Origin of the sequence: Methylobacterium crusticola (genome assembly GCF_003574465.1) — a bacterium.
In the GTDB taxonomy this organism is placed as follows: domain Bacteria; phylum Pseudomonadota; class Alphaproteobacteria; order Rhizobiales; family Beijerinckiaceae; genus Methylobacterium; species Methylobacterium crusticola.
On the sequence record NZ_QOWC01000014.1, the window covers coordinates 55438 to 70097 of the forward strand.

The 14660-nt window shown below is 62.3% G+C and carries 13 protein-coding genes; all 13 read left to right on the forward strand.

What is annotated here, in order from left to right:
- Window positions 1-16 precede the first annotated feature (16 nt).
- The 13 genes from DT057_RS11000 to DT057_RS11060 all read left to right on the forward strand — a co-directional run bounded on the left by DT057_RS11000 (window position 17) and on the right by DT057_RS11060 (window position 14645).
- Complete coding sequence (locus DT057_RS11000; RefSeq protein WP_128562142.1) at window positions 17-382, forward strand: hypothetical protein; 366 nt, start codon at window positions 17-19, stop codon at window positions 380-382.
- A complete protein-coding gene (locus DT057_RS11005) occupies window positions 379-858 on the forward strand; it encodes a hypothetical protein (protein WP_128562143.1) in 480 nt (159 codons plus the stop codon). Before DT057_RS11000 ends, DT057_RS11005 begins: the two co-directional genes overlap by 4 nt.
- Window positions 858-1082, forward strand: a complete 225-nt coding sequence (locus DT057_RS11010) for a hypothetical protein (protein WP_128562144.1) — start codon at window positions 858-860, stop codon at window positions 1080-1082. The genes DT057_RS11005 and DT057_RS11010 overlap by 1 nt, the downstream gene beginning before the upstream one ends.
- Window positions 1082-2422 carry a hypothetical protein gene (locus tag DT057_RS11015; protein WP_128562145.1) on the forward strand — a complete coding sequence of 447 codons (1341 nt, stop codon included), beginning with the start codon at window positions 1082-1084 and terminating at the stop codon, window positions 2420-2422. The genes DT057_RS11010 and DT057_RS11015 overlap by 1 nt, the downstream gene beginning before the upstream one ends.
- 9 nt (window positions 2423-2431) lie before the next feature.
- On the forward strand, window positions 2432-2989 hold the full coding sequence (locus DT057_RS11020) for a deoxynucleotide monophosphate kinase (RefSeq protein ID WP_128562146.1): 558 nt from the start codon (window positions 2432-2434) through the stop codon (window positions 2987-2989).
- A gap of 602 nt (window positions 2990-3591) precedes the next feature.
- On the forward strand, window positions 3592-4005 hold the full coding sequence (locus tag DT057_RS11025) for a very short patch repair endonuclease (RefSeq protein WP_128562147.1): 414 nt from the start codon (window positions 3592-3594) through the stop codon (window positions 4003-4005).
- Window positions 4002-5507 carry a DNA cytosine methyltransferase gene (locus DT057_RS11030; RefSeq protein ID WP_128562148.1) on the forward strand — a complete coding sequence of 502 codons (1506 nt, stop codon included), beginning with the start codon at window positions 4002-4004 and terminating at the stop codon, window positions 5505-5507. Before DT057_RS11025 ends, DT057_RS11030 begins: the two co-directional genes overlap by 4 nt.
- Before the next feature lie 128 nt (window positions 5508-5635).
- A complete protein-coding gene (locus tag DT057_RS11035) occupies window positions 5636-7114 on the forward strand; it encodes an ATP-binding protein (protein ID WP_128562149.1) in 1479 nt (492 codons plus the stop codon).
- A gap of 34 nt (window positions 7115-7148) precedes the next feature.
- Window positions 7149-9794, forward strand: a complete 2646-nt coding sequence (locus DT057_RS11040; protein ID WP_128562150.1) for a Z1 domain-containing protein — start codon at window positions 7149-7151, stop codon at window positions 9792-9794.
- 18 nt (window positions 9795-9812) lie between these two features.
- On the forward strand, window positions 9813-10778 hold the full coding sequence (locus tag DT057_RS11045; protein WP_162501378.1) for a PD-(D/E)XK motif protein: 966 nt from the start codon (window positions 9813-9815) through the stop codon (window positions 10776-10778).
- Window positions 10775-12892: an AIPR family protein gene (locus DT057_RS11050; RefSeq protein WP_128562152.1), complete on the forward strand. Its 2118-nt coding sequence runs from the start codon at window positions 10775-10777 to the stop codon at window positions 12890-12892. Before DT057_RS11045 ends, DT057_RS11050 begins: the two co-directional genes overlap by 4 nt.
- A 525-nt stretch (window positions 12893-13417) precedes the next feature.
- Window positions 13418-14014 carry a DUF6538 domain-containing protein gene (locus DT057_RS11055; RefSeq protein ID WP_128562153.1) on the forward strand — a complete coding sequence of 199 codons (597 nt, stop codon included), beginning with the start codon at window positions 13418-13420 and terminating at the stop codon, window positions 14012-14014.
- A 4-nt stretch (window positions 14015-14018) separates the two neighbouring features.
- Window positions 14019-14645, forward strand: coding sequence for a site-specific integrase (locus tag DT057_RS11060; protein ID WP_128562154.1), 627 nt, complete (start codon window positions 14019-14021; stop codon window positions 14643-14645).
- Window positions 14646-14660: the final 15 nt, after the last annotated feature.

The following is a 14660-nucleotide window of genomic DNA, read 5'->3' on the forward strand; positions in this document are numbered from 1 at the left end:
CGCCGCAGGTGATGACATGGGCGACGCCCTCCCTGTTCAGCTGCCCGCGCCGGCCTCGCCCGACCCGGTGCAACTCGCCGCAATCGCCATGGCGGCGCAGCGGATCGTCGCCGAGGAGATGGGCAAGACCGCCGGCCCGTTCGTCACGCGATCCGAGGCCGAGGCGATCGCCCGCAAGGTGGTGATCGCGGCGTTTCACGAATTCGACGTCGACCTCGACCGCCCCGAGAGCGTACGGGCGTTCAACGCGACCCTGCAGCACGCCGAGCGCTCCCGTACTTGGTGGGATCGTGCGGCCAACACGATCTGGTCGGGCATCTGGACGGCGATCGCCGCCGGCATGGTGGCGGCCTTCGTCAAATTCGCCGGGGTCAGCAAATGACCCCGGCGCTCTGGCTCCTGCGCGCCGGGGTCCTGGCGGCCCTGGCGGCGCTCGTCTGGCAGCTCGCACTCTGGTGCGGGCCCGACCTCGAGCTGCGGCTCGCTCCCGTGCTCGCCGACCAGGCGATCACCGACGTGTTGCGCGACGAGGAGACCCGCGAGGCGTGCTTCGTCTGGCGGTTTTCCAAGCTGCGCGCCGCCCGCACCCTCGACGCTAACTGGACCCTGCGCGCCGAGGGGCGGATCTATCCCTACCAGGCCGTGCGCCAGGACCTCGACAGTCTCGGCGACCGCTCGCCCGGCGCGCTCATCGACCGCCCGCCCGGGCCCGGCCAGTGGACGCGCAAGTGCATCGACACCCCGCCGGCCCTCGTCGGCCGGCCCTTCGTCATCACCGGCTTCGTCGAATACGCCACCGCCGCAACCGGCGCCTGGTGGAGCCTCCGGCAGCCGACCGCAAGCGCGCGGGTGCCCTGATGACCGCGATCGACCGCGCCGCCGAGGCGCTCCTCTCCGCCGCCCTCGAGGCGGCCGCCGGCGACGTCATGGTCGCCCTCGCCCAGCTCTGCGCGCCGCTCTCGGTCGGCGATGTCGAGGGCGAGACCTATCAGGCGGCCCTCGAGCGCATGATCTCCCGCCATTTCCGGTCGACCCGCCTCGCGATCTGCGGGGTCGGGAGTCCGCGCGACGAGGGGGCCTGATGCCTCTCAAGACCACCCCCGACCAGGCCGCGCGCGAGATCGCCGCGATCGAGGCGGCCCTGCGCGCCGGCCACCCCGGCCAGCGCCTGCCGGGCGGGCCCCGCAAGGGCGCGCACGTCGCCGCCGCTGAGGTCCTCGGCGTCGACGCTTCGAGCCTGCGCGCCCGCGTCGGCTGGCCCGGCCAAACCGGCCGCCACGCCCGCGACCATGGCTTGTCCGTCGACTGGTCGCTCGACCACGTCACGCACGCGGCCGCCGCGCGCGGCGAGCTCGGCACGGATCCGGTGCTGCCGGGCTACGCAATCAAGCGCGTCTCAACGCAGCGCGACGGGGAGGGCGCCACCGAGCGCGAATGGGTGACGCAGGCCAAGGCGCCCGGCAAGGCCGCGCCCCTCCCGCCGGGCCACGTGGTCAAGGGGGTGAGCCGGCTCCTCGACGGCGAGGGCCGCACGCTCGCCGAGTGGGTCAAGACGCGCGAGGGCATGAGCCCGGCCGACATGGTCGCGGCGATCCGGGAGGCCTTCACGGGGTTTTCCGAGCGCGCCGAGCCCGCACCGGGCCCGGCCGCCGTCGAGGCCGATCTCGCCAACGTCCTGGTATGTCCTGACTTTCACCTCGGTTTGCTGACCTGGAAGGACGAGGTTGGCGCGAACTGGGATCTCAAGATCGCGCAGACCACGATCGACGCCGCCGTCGCGCGCCTCGTCGACGCCGTCCCGGCCGCCGGCCAAGCGGTGGTGCTGGGCCTCGGCGACCTCCTGCACTCGGACGGCTACGATCCGCTGACGGCGCGCTCGAAGAACGTGCTCGACGTCGACGGGCGCTATCCGAAGATCCTCAAGGCGGCGACGCGCCTGATGATCGGGATCGTCTCGCGGGCGCTCGCCCGTCATGAGCGCGTGCTCGTGCGCATCCTGCCGGGCAACCACGACGCGGAGTCGGCGATCGCGGTCTCGCTCGCCCTCGCCCTGTACTACGAGGGCGACCCGCGCGTGACCGTCGACGACGACCCGGGTTATTTCTGGTGGTGGTCGCATGGCGCGACGCTGCTCGGCGCCACCCACGGCGACGCCGCCAAGATGGCGGATCTGCCGCTGATCATGGCGACCCGCAACCCCGAGGCCTGGGGCCGCTCGAAGTACCGGCAGATCTTTACTGGCCACGTCCATACGAAGACGGCCGTCGAGGTCTCGGGCGTGACTGTCGAGAGCTTCCAGACCCCAATCCCCGCCGATGCCTGGCATCACAAGCAGGGTTACGGGGCGACGCGGTCGCTCACCGCGATCACCCTCGACAAGGCCCGTGGCGAGGTCGCCCGGACCAAGGTTAACGTGCTGTAGGCGACTCCGATGCTCACCCTCCCTCCCGTCGTAGCACTCAGCGGCGCCGCCGGCGCCGGCAAGTCGACCGCGGCCGAGATTCTGATCGGTCGCCACGGCTACACTCGCGTAAAGATGGCCGGGCCTTTGAAGGCCATGCTGCGCGCGATCGGTCTTGGCGATGCTGAGATCGAGGGCGACCGCAAGGAAGTGCCCTGCAAACTTCTGATGGGCGCAACCCCGCGCTACGCCATGATCGAGCTCGGCTGCGCCTGGGGCCGCGAGCGCATCCACCCCGACCTCTGGACCCACCTCTGGGCACACCAGGCGTGCGCCGTGCGCGAGGCCGGCGGCCGCGTGGTCTGCGACGACTGTCGGTTTCTAAACGAGGCCGCGGCCGTGCGCGAGCTCGGGGGCATCGTGCTGCGCCTGCGCCGCCCGGCCGTCGAGGGCAAGATCACTCACGCGAGCGAGGCGCACGCCTTCACTCCCGACCTGCATGTGTGGAACGAGGAGAACTGCCCGAGCGCACTCGCGGCGGAGCTCGAGGGCGCGCTTCGGCTCCTAGTGACGAAGAGGCCAGCGTAGCACCGCCGGATACAAGACAACACAACAGTCCTTCGCTGTGCCCACAGGGGCGGGCCTCTTTTGCGTTCGAAGGGACGTGCACAGTTGGTAGTGATTAACGCCAATGGATGCGCGCAAACAGGAAGCTCAAGACCATGATCACGCAGTCGGCTTCACAATCCGGCCATGTGTGTCGTCACATGCAGGGGAGGCCCTGAGCTCTCCAAATTGGAATAAACAAGCGCCCAAGATCGGCTCACCGCCTTGCCCTCGTTCTCACGTACTGCGCCGGCCACTGGCACTGGTAAGCACACAGACTTCTGCAGTAGTTCAGAAAGCCCGCTATTAGCCTGCAATAAATTACAATTGCATCCTCGCCGCGGGTAAAAACCGTTGTGCTAATCGGGCTTTTACACCGCCCGGTTTAGTCGAGTTGTTGAGTTGGGCAGCCCGGATCAAGCGACATCATTCAGCTCCCACTCCGTGAGCCGGTTGAACGCAGGAAGGTCGCCGAGCACCCGTAATCTTTCGCACAACGATTCCAGCTGCCTTCGGCGCAAAAGGATTCACGACGTGCGTATAGCTTGGTAGAGGTGCTCACGGCGAGGACGAACGGATGATCCATGGACACTGTTGATAGAGAGACGCGGTCCCGGATGATGAGCAGCATCCGTGGCAAGGACACGAAGCCGGAACTTGTGGTCCGGCGGCTTGCACACAGCTTGGGCTACCGTTTCCGTCTGCACCGGCGGGATCTCGCAGGAAGTCCTGACCTTGTGTTCCCTCGTCGACAGAAAGTAATTTTCGTCCACGGTTGCTATTGGCATCGCCACCCAGGGTGCCGATATGCGTATTCGCCAAAATCGAACACTGACTTCTGGAACGAAAAATTCGCGGCGAATGTGGCGCGCGACAAAGCAGCGGTTTCGCGACTGCAGGCTGAAGGCTGGGATTCACTGGTCATCTGGGAGTGCGAAACGGCTGATGCCGAGAAGCTGACGGCCCGACTTCAGACTCATCTTGGAGTACCACAATGAAGGCCGGCACGGCGGTGCGGGCGGCAAAGCTCGAGAGGATAAGGAAGGGCGGGGCGCCCAGGGTACTGGAACTCTGCTCGGGCTGCGGGGGAATGTCTCTAGGGCTGAAGGCTGCCGGCTTCGATCTCGTGGCCCATATCGAAATGGATGTAACAGCTGCGGCGAGCTACGCGCTCAACTTCGACCCTCCGAGCGCCGAACGTAGAGAGGCCTGGGCTGCCGCAAGGGACATGACCCAGTCTGATCCAGAATCGCTCTGCCGCGATCTGGGCCTGGATGGACCTGTGGCGGAACAGTTTGATATCCTGGCTGCGGGACTACCGTGTCAGGCTTTTGCGCGCATCGGTCGCTCGAAGCTGAGGTCGATCGCCGGAGAAGAGGACGCCTTCAAGCACGACCCACGTGCGCGCCTCTACCAACACTTTCTCCAGCATGTCGAAGCGGTTCTTCCGGTCGCGATCTTGATCGAGAACGTGCCGGACATTCTCAATTTCGGCGGACACAATGTGCCCGAGGAGATTTGCAGCACGCTTGAAGGCCTGGGCTACTTTGCTCGATACACACTTCTGAACGCAGCCTACTATGGGGTGCCCCAGATGCGCGAGCGCCTATTTCTGGTGGCGATCGACGCATCGCTCGGGCAGATACCACGATTTCCAACTCCTACACACGCGGCCAAGCTGCCTTCCGGCTATCAGGGTACTCGGACCGTGGCGCTACGGCATGTGCCCGCGGAGGGGGGGCGGTTCACGCAGGCGCCAGTCGCCAACCCGGGACTTCCCCCCGCCGTGACAGTCCGTGCGGCCTTGTCCGACCTTCCGCGGATCACAGAGCATTTCAGCGATCCTGGAGCTATGCGTCGGCGAAGCACATCCGATGTACTCCCCTATGTGACTTACTATGGTCTGACAGACTATGCTGCAAAGATGCGGGCGTGGCCCGGGCTGCCGAAGTGTCACGCAGGGACTGATGGTCACGTCGTAAGATTGACGCCCCGGGACTTCGAGATATTCCAGCGAATGCGTGTCGGCGGAGATTTCCCCCATGCAAGTGCAGTAGCCAATCAGATATTTGCGGAACGGCTCAGATTGATCGATCCACAGCCAGCTGAGAGTAGCGAGGCTTGGCAGACAATCCGCAAATCGTGTGTGCCGCCCTATGACCCTGGAAAGTTTCCAAACAAGTGGTGGAAGATGGATCCTGCCATGCCGTCCCGTACTCTCACGGCCCACATGGGGAAAGATACTTATTCGCACATCCACTGGGACAGCCGCCAAAAGCGAACAGTGTCCGTCCGCGAAGCGGCGCGGCTCCAGTCCTTCCCGGATGCATTCCGTTTCGCTGGCGCCATGAACGCTGCCTTCCGGCAAATCGGCAATGCGGTTCCTCCGGTTCTCGCGCAGGCCGTCGGTCAGCAGCTGAAGCTCGATCTCTCGCGCGCTCGAGCCCTCAAGCACGAGCCGTCCGAAGCCGCAGCCGCCACGAAGGCAATCGCCGCGTAGGTTCTCACCACCGTCGAATCACTTTAGGTTGCAGAGGGCAGGAAGAGGCTGTAGCTGGGCTGGAGGAGGCGTGTGGGCAATAGCGTGAAAATACATGCGTACGGACTTCTCGATGGGAACGTCCGGGGATGAAGTTCGAAGAAAATCCCCCCGATGCAGCTTCGCTGATGATGTCGGCGCGGAGTTTCGGAAACTACGATCTTCCGGGCGCGCTCGCCGATCTCATCGACAACAGCATCAAGGGTGGGGCCCGGGAGATTGCGCTGACTTGCGACTTCGCGGGGGGAGCACCGGAAATTCGAATCCGAGATGACGGCCACGGCATGTCGGGCGATGAGCTGCGGCGCGCCATGCGCCCGGCCAGCACTGATCCGCTTGTCGAGCGATCGCCCGATGACCTGGGTCGTTTCGGCTGGGGCATGAAGTCGGCATCCTTCTCCCAATGCACACGTCTCCTCGTGCTCACCTGCCACGCCGGTAAGATGAGTGGCTGTCTCTGGGATTTGGAAGATGTCGACGGCTGGCGCATGGGCGTATTGGAGGCGGCCGACATCATGGCAACGGCGTCTCCCGAATTGAGAGCGACCGGCGGCGTTGAAATCATATGGTCGAACTGCGATCGCCTTTCAGAGAACGGGTCCCTGACCGTCGCCGAGTTCAACACTCTCATCGTGCATGCCCGGAGCCGGCTGGCGCTCATCTTCCATCGATATCTTGCGGGCGAGGTGCGGGGCCGACGGTTGACGATCCGGCTGAACGGCCACAAGGTCGAAGCCTGGGATCCCTTCTATCGGGACCATGAGGCCACTCAGGTGCTGGAGCCGGAAAATTTAGAGATCGGCGGGCGGGCGATAGACATTCAGCCATTCATCCTGCCCCACTATTCGAAGCTCAAGACCGGTCAATATGATAAACTCGGCGGAGAAGAAGGTTTCCTTCGTAACCAAGGCTTCTACGTTTACCGGAGCCATCGTCTGATCATCAGTGGCACTTGGTTCCGGCTTGTTCGGCATGGCGAGCTGTCTCAACTGGTGCGAATACGCGTCGACATTCCTAACGCGCTCGATCACATCTGGAAGATCACGATTGACAAGTCGGACGCTCAGCTGCCGGCGGCTCTTCGCACTAGGCTGCGCCAGATCGTCGAAGGCCTCAGACGGCGTTCCGCCAAGGTGTTCCGGTCCCGCGGCGGCCGCCTGGACCGCACTCATACGACGTCTGTGTGGAGCCGCTACTCCCGCGGCGGCGAGATCCACTACGCCATCAACCGAGAGCATCCCATTATCGAGGCGTTGCTGGACTCCGGCGACGGCGAACAGCAGCGCGCGGCCTCGGCAGCTATCAGGGTCATCGAACAGGCTTTCCCGGTGCAGGCCTTCGGGCAGGATGCCGCTGCGAACATCGACGCCATTCACCAGACGCTCGCCGATCCCGAGGCTTTCCGGGCTGACCTGTTGGCTGCCCTGCCGCTTCTGTTAGCCCAGGTGAACGGCGATCTGACAGCGTTGGAGGCGCTGCTGCGGAGTACCGAGCCTTGGTGCGAGGCGTGGAATACGACAGAAAGCGTCCTTAAGGAAAAAGGGTGGATGCGTGCGAAATCTCAGTAGCGAGCTTGCATATTTCACTCTGAAGCTGGGTGAGATGTATGCGGACGACGTAATGCGGGGCCAAGCACTGCCGGACGGCGTCATCGCCGCGGTGGTCGCAGGCAGTCCGTTCCAGCTCGATTCGGTGGAGGTCGCTTGGCTTGTCCGGGAGCTTGAGGGCAGCTTCACGACGACTCAGACGCGCGGCTCGTCCGTGTCCCGCGACCACCGGCCTTGGCTGCGCGATAGGCGCAGCGAGATCGACTTCTACTACTGGGATCGGCTGCGACGGTACTACCTGGAAGGTGGCGTGATTCCGCCACAGGTCGTTGCTACTCTGGATAACGTCACGGACGAACTTCTCGACTTCTCTGGAAATCCGAAGGAATCCGGTGTCGGTTCTCGCCGTGGTATGGTTATCGGCCACGTTCAATCCGGCAAGACGACCAACTATTCCGCTTTAATCTGCAAGGCGGCGGACGCCGGTTATCGCACCATCCTGCTGCTGGCGGGCATTACCAACACGCTGCGATCGCAAACGCAGGAGCGGCTGGATGAAACCTTTATTGGCAAGAAGTCCGTTTTTCACTCGCTCGCCCAAGAGCCGCTGCCCGTCCTGACTTACGCGATCAAGAAACGCTTTCCAGCCTACGGAACTTCCCGCGACAGCGACTTCACTCGCAATCCAGGTGGGGGAGTGGTGTTTAGCCTCGCCGCCCACAATGAGCCAATCATCTTCGTCACCAAGAAGAATAAGGCACCGCTTACCAAGCTCAAGAACTGGCTGATCGAGCAAGGACATGGCGCAGTCATCACCTCGCCGCTGCTGTTGATCGACGATGAGGCAGATAATGCCTCGATCAACACGGCCAAGGACCCAGGAGCTACGACCGCCATTAATTCGGTTATCCGCGAGATCTTGAACCTCTTTGAGCGCAGCACTTACATCGGCTACACTGCAACTCCGTTCGCCAACATATTTATAGATCCGGACACCAACGATGCGATGCTGAAGGATGACTTGTTCCCGCGGCACTTCATCAAGGCTCTTGATCCACCGTCGAACTATGTCGGCGCAGCTCGCGTTTTTGCCACCGACGGCGACCTGCGTCCGACGATGGTCAAGGTCGTCTCGGACTACGCTGCGGTGCTACCGCTGAAGCACAAGAGCGATGATCCGGTCGCAGCTCTTCCAGAATCGCTGCTGACAGCCATGCGAGTGTTCACGCTGACGCGAGCGATCCGAGTCCTGCGAGGGCAGGGCAACAAGCATTGTTCGATGATGATCAATGTCAGCCGCTTCAACGCCGTGCAGGAGAAAGTATACGGCCTCGTCTACACGTATCTCGACACATTAAAGAATTCAGCTGCGGTGAGCGCCGGCCTTGGTGCCCGCGCACTAGACGATCCGATCATCGCCGCCATCAAAGCCGATTTTGACCGCGAGTTCTCCGGCGCTGGCGTAACCTTCGAACAAGCGTTGTCCGTTCTGAGAGAAGCTACCGCCAGCATCGTCCCGATTACCGTCAACATGAAGGGCGGCGTTCTCGACTATCGTGGCAACCGCGTTCATGGCCTGCACGTGATCGCGATCGGTGGCTTGGCGCTCTCGCGCGGTTTGACGCTGGAAGACCTGACCGTCTCCTACATTCTGCGGAACACCGCAGCGTCCGATACCCTGATGCAGATGGCGCGCTGGTTCGGCTACCGGCCGGAGTTCGAGGACATCTGCCGGATCTACCTCCCGCAGATCGCGCTAGGGCACTACTCGCAGATACATGAGGCCATCGAGGAGCTGCGCGTCGAGGTGCGCCGCATGCAGGATAGCGGAATGACGCCGGAGCACTTCGGATTGAAGGTCAGAGAGAGTCCTACGGCAATCAAAATCACAGCCGCCAACAAAATGCGCACTGCCACCCAGATGACCGTCGCCCAGGATTATTCAGAACGGCACCTGGAAGGCTACATCCTGACGAACGATAGCTGTGTAAACGCACGCAATCTTGAAAAAGTGCAGAGTTTTATTGCTGCCCTCGGCACCCCTTCTGACCAGTCATCGACGACCCAAGTGGTCGTGTGGCGGCGAGTACCTGGCTTGCGGGTGTTGAGCCTGCTGAAGGAGTTCACCTTCCCGCCGGCGCACGGCGATCTCGGACCGATCATGGGTGGCACCAGCCTTTTCATGGACTACTTCTCCGACCGAGTGTCTGATGAAATGGCGGAATGGGACGTGGCATTCCCCCACCCTCAAGGCGGTAAGCTCTCAGAAATCGAGATCGTACCTGGACGACAATACCCGCTACGACAGCGCCTGACGGGCGATGCCGTCGATGGAGGTTGGCGGGTGACGGGGGGCCGCAACCGGGTCGCCGATCCAAACGATGCGCAGATTGCGCTATCGGCTGACCAACTGGCCGGAGGTCAGGCCGAGAAGGCGCGGGAAAACGGCCTAAGGGGCGACAAGGCATTCTGCGCGCAGCGCACCTGTCCTCTATTGCTCATCCACGTCTTCACGACCAAGGCGGACGCAACGGACAAGAAGTTGACCGATCCAGTCGCCTCATTGAGCTTCTGCCTGCCGTCGACGAGCAAGGCGTCGATCGCGCGCACCTATCAAGTCAACGCTGTCTATCGCAAGCAGCTGGAGGCCGAAGCCGACAGTGAGGCCGAGGACGACGAAGCTATCTTAGAGGCGGAATAGATGCCCGGCGACGGTTGGATGGATATAGCGCCGGCGCCGGGACCGACGGCGGACAATGTCCGCCGCGCCGACAGCCGGCACCCCCTCGAATTTTTTCGCGGGCGGGACTTCGGAGGCCGGTACATCTTCTCTCTTGCCGCAGACAGCGGCTGCCGGGACCTGCCCGAACCGCCGAAGCTCAATGGTATCAAGGTCGGGCTGGAGCGCCGCGGCGCAGACCACGCCCGGCTTGTTCTTACGCTCTTGGACCGCGAGCACTTCGACATCTTCCGCGCGCTCTGTGATCACCTTCTTGCAGCAACCTCGGGTCTCCCACATGGGGCCAACGCGGCCGGCCTGCGACAAGTCCTCCGCCGGCTGGGCGAATGGCACGATATGCTGCGTCGTAGGCGCGACGGCCTGCTCAGTGTTCCGGAGCGCATCGGTCTGACGGGCGAGCTCCTGTTTCTCCGGGATGTGATCCTGCCCCGGCTGACGCCCGCTGAGGCTGCTGCGGCTTGGCGGGGCGGCCATAGGGATGAGCAGGACTTCGCGGTCGGACCCTGGCAGTTCGAGGTTAAGACTCAGCTTTCGACGGCCGACCAACGCCTGATCATCGCATCCGAGGCGCAGCTGGACACTGCTGGAAGCCGCCTTCTACTCTGCCACCAAGGTGTCGCGGCGAGCCCCCCGGGCTGCCAGGCTTTCACGCTCAATGGGTTAGTGGCAGAGCTGGCCACTATCTTCTTCGCCGCCGGTCCATCGGCGGGCGATCTCTTTGATTTGGCCCTGGAAGCGTGGGGCTATAGTCGGCAAGATGAATATAATCAGCCGACCTGGGTCTTGACCGACAGGCGGCTGTTCGAGGTCCGAGAGGACTTCCCCCGCATCGTACCCGCCATGCTTCCGGCAGGTGTGCAGAGGGTCTCCTACGAGGTACTACTGCGGGACTGCCAGCCCTTTGCAGTCGATATTGCGCAGACGCTGGACAGCGTTTTCGCATGAGCAATCTACAGTTAGTCGAGGCCTTCGATCAGTTCTGGGCAGACCTGCTCTTCGAGGCAGAGGCGTCCGGCGAGCCGCAGCCCGCTGTCTTTTTCAGCCTCTATGCAAAGCTTGCAGCCGAGAATGGGGACACCATCGATCTCATGTACACGCCGGCGCGCCACGAGAGACGCGGTGGCTATCAGATCGATGGATGCGCCCTTGACGTCGAGCGAGGCGACCTCTTTCTCGCTGTTTCGGATTTCCGGACAAGCCGTGTGCTCGAGACCCTCAACGCGGCCCAAACAGACGGCCTGTTCGCACGCGCCCTGCGCTTCTGCGAGCAGGCGGTGCAACCTGCCTTTATCCACGCGATCGAAGAGACTAGCCCGACGTTTGAGGCCGCTTCGCTGATCTACTCGGGCCGGGCCCAGATCCGCCGCATCCGCATAGTCGCATTCTCGAACGCGCGGCTGTCTACACGCCGCATGCCGGAAACAACCGGTGAGGTGCTTGGCGTGCCGGTCGTCTGCAGTGTATTGGATTTCGCTAGGTATGCCGACATCTCCGCCGCGCGCGGCGGGCTGGGGTCAATTGAGATCGACGTTGCCGCCTTGAACCAGTCACCTCTGCCGTGCCTTCCAGCCCACAGCATAGACGGCGAGCACGCATCATATCTGTTGGCGGTGCCTGGGTCCTTCCTCGCCGAGATTTACGGCCTCTATGGCGCCCGGCTCTTGGAGCAAAACGTCCGGACATTCCTTCAGGCCAAAACCAAAGTAAACACCGGGATTATTAGAACGCTGGAAACGCAGCCGGAGATGTTTTTTGCCTACAACAACGGCCTTACTGCTACTGCATCTGGCATTACCATGGTGCGGATGGCGGATGGTAGCCTTGGCATCTCAGTTATAAAAAATTTGCAGATCGTTAATGGCGGCCAGACAACCGCTTCGATCCTCTACGCGAGCGACAGCCAGCGGCGGGAACGCCGCGCCGATCTTCATCGAGTCTTTGTCCAGATGAAACTCTCTGTGGTGAATCCAGACCGCTTGGAAGAAATTGTTCCGAAGATTTCTAGATTTGCAAACACTCAGAACAAGATCAGCGAGGCTGACTTTTTCTCCGGCCATCCGGTCCATCTAGTGCTGCAGCGAATCTCGCGTCAGCTTTCTGCACCTGCAAAGCCTGGTTCACTCTCCGGTTCCAAGTGGTTCTACGAGAGGGCGCGAGGTCAGTATCGTGACAAGCTCGCCTACGGCACTGCTGCTGAAAAGCGACGCTTCGAACTCCAGTTTCCTCGCGAGCAATTAATAGATAAGACCGATCTTGCCAAATTCGAGGTCACCTTCGATTGCCGACCACACATCGTTAGCCGCGGTGCCCAGAAATGCTTCCTCGATTATGCGGAGAAGGTCGGGAAGGCTTGGGCGGCGTCAGAGGCGTCCTTTAACGAATATTGGTTTCGGTGCGTCGTAGCGAAAGCAATCGTCTTTCGGTGCATGGATCGAATGATTAGTTCGTCAAGCTGGTACCAAGAGGATCGCGGTTACAAGGCGCAAGTTGTAACTTACACAATATCGTGGCTGGTGAACCATATACAGAGGGAGGAGCTCGAGCTCGATCTGAATCTCATTTGGCAGCGACAACAAATTCCTGAGGAGGTTGGTGCGGTGCTGCAGCAGCTGGCGCCACAGGTCTCGGCTACCATCAAGGCTGCGCCCCCGCAGATGAAGAACGTCGGCGAGTATTGCAAGCAGCAGGCTTGCTGGGCTGCTGTTGCCGGCTCCGCTTATCGGTTCCGAGGTAGTCTCCACGGCTTCACGATTAACCGTGCCGAAGCCAACCGCAGTCGGAATGCAGGTATAGCCGCCAAGAAGTTCGACACAGAAGTCGATTTCGATCGGGTCCTTGTCGCCATGCTCTCTGATACGGAGCCGTATGTCAGTTTCGCCCGGGCTCAGCGTCTCATCACTCCTAAATCAGACGCGGCACTGCGCCGGCTGACCCGCGGCGATGTCTCTCTGCCAGCTTCGGAGCGCAACGCACTCAAATATATGTTGGAGAAGATGCAGGCGGCCGGCTTCGACCTGCCGGCGAGAGTGAAGGCGGCCTTAGTGGCTGCGGCGCAATAGTCTGGCTGTGGCTCAAACATTACTACGACGCGCGCGGCTCCAGCATCTGTTATCCAGCTTGCGCCGTACTAAAAGATTTCCTTAGTATGCATTGTCTGTCTGGTCAGCATCGAAGAAGTTCTTAGGGACATGCGGTCGTCCACCTTGATGCGATCCATCCGGAGTTCGCATGCGCGGTAGTCGCCATAGTCGAGATAGCTGACCTGATCGCGGGTGATGAGGGACTGAAGGAATCGGAGGCGATGCATGCGAGCAACACTCGCGCGGAGCAGCTCAGGTGGATGCTACGAGACTCGGCCCATTGCGGCGCGACCGCGCCGTCTAGCTGGTGCGGGAGGAGCGCAAGATTACCCTTTTGCCTCAGTGGACACCAAAATCCCGCACCTGGGACGCCGCTCCTTGGAAGTGTTGGATAACTCGACTTCTCTCCTGGGCACCAACCACTCGCTAAGTGGTTGAGCCTCCAAAAGCTTCAAGCAGATCATGTGGTTAGGCGAGCCCGCGTGCTACACAGCGGTGCTACACATGGTCCTCCCGATGTCCCGGCCTCAGCTCCATCCCCGCTCCGGCGTCTACTGGCTGCGCAAGCGCGTGCCGGCTGACCTCGTGGCCGCCGTCGGCAGGCGGGAGGTGACGCTCAGCCTGCAGACGAAGGATCCGGCAGAGGCCAAGAAGCGGTACGCCGAGGAGCTCCTGAAGCTGGAGCGGCAGTGGGCCGGCCTCCGGTCGGGACCATGCAGCCTGATCGAGGTCGAGGCGCATGGGCTCGCCTGCAAGGTCCACGATTGGTGGCTGGAGACCCACCGGGCGAACCCGAGCGAGCAAAGCTTCTGGCCCGTCGATCTCGCTGACAAGCTCTGGGCGTCCCCCACCCCGGTTGGAGCCGAGACGCTGCTCGACGAGCTTGTGAATGGCCGAATCGGTCCGCATCAATGGCGCATCCGCGAGTTGCAGACCTGGTGCGAGCAGACGGCCGGGACGGTGCTGGAGAAGCACTGGCTGATCGTTGACGAAATTAGCCGAGCGAGGCTTGCGAGGGCTGTGGCCGCGGCGGGTGCAGCGGGCCAGTCTCACGCTGAACTGGCATGCCCGAGGCGAGTTCGATGGGGTGCGGCAGAGTGATGCCATGCTCGCAGCTGCTGCCCCCCTGCGTGTGGCCGCTGCTCGACAGCCGGTCGGATTCGACGAACTGGTGAAAGGGTGGGCGGCGGAGAAGCGGCCGGCGGAGAAGACACGCTACGAATGGACGCGCGTGATGGCGCAGTTCTCCTCTTTTCTCGGCCACGAGGACGCGGCACGGGTAACGCCTGACGACGTGCAGCGCTGGAAGGAGGCGCTGATCGCGAAGGGCTTGGCTCCAAAGACCATCAGCGATGGCAAGCTGGTGGAGCTCCGCAGTATATTTCAGTGGACTGCAGACAACCGCCGGCTGATGAGCAACCCGGCCGAGCGGGTCAGCATGGATGTGAAGCGGAAGGCCTCTGAGACGATCCGCATCTTCACGGACGAGGAGGCTTCGATCGTCCTCCGAGCGGCCCTGACACAGAAGGATCCCGTTCTGCGGTGGGTCCCATGGCTCTGCGCCTACTCAGGCGCGCGTGTCTCCGAGGTGTGCCAGCTGCGGGTTCAAGACGTGTGTCAGATCGAGGGTGTCTGGTGCATGAGGTTCGATCCTGAGGTAGGTCCGTTGAAGACGGCCAGCTCGGAGCGCGCGGTGCCGCTGCACCAAGCTCTGTTAGACCCCGTTTCATAAAGCTCGTGCGAGTCG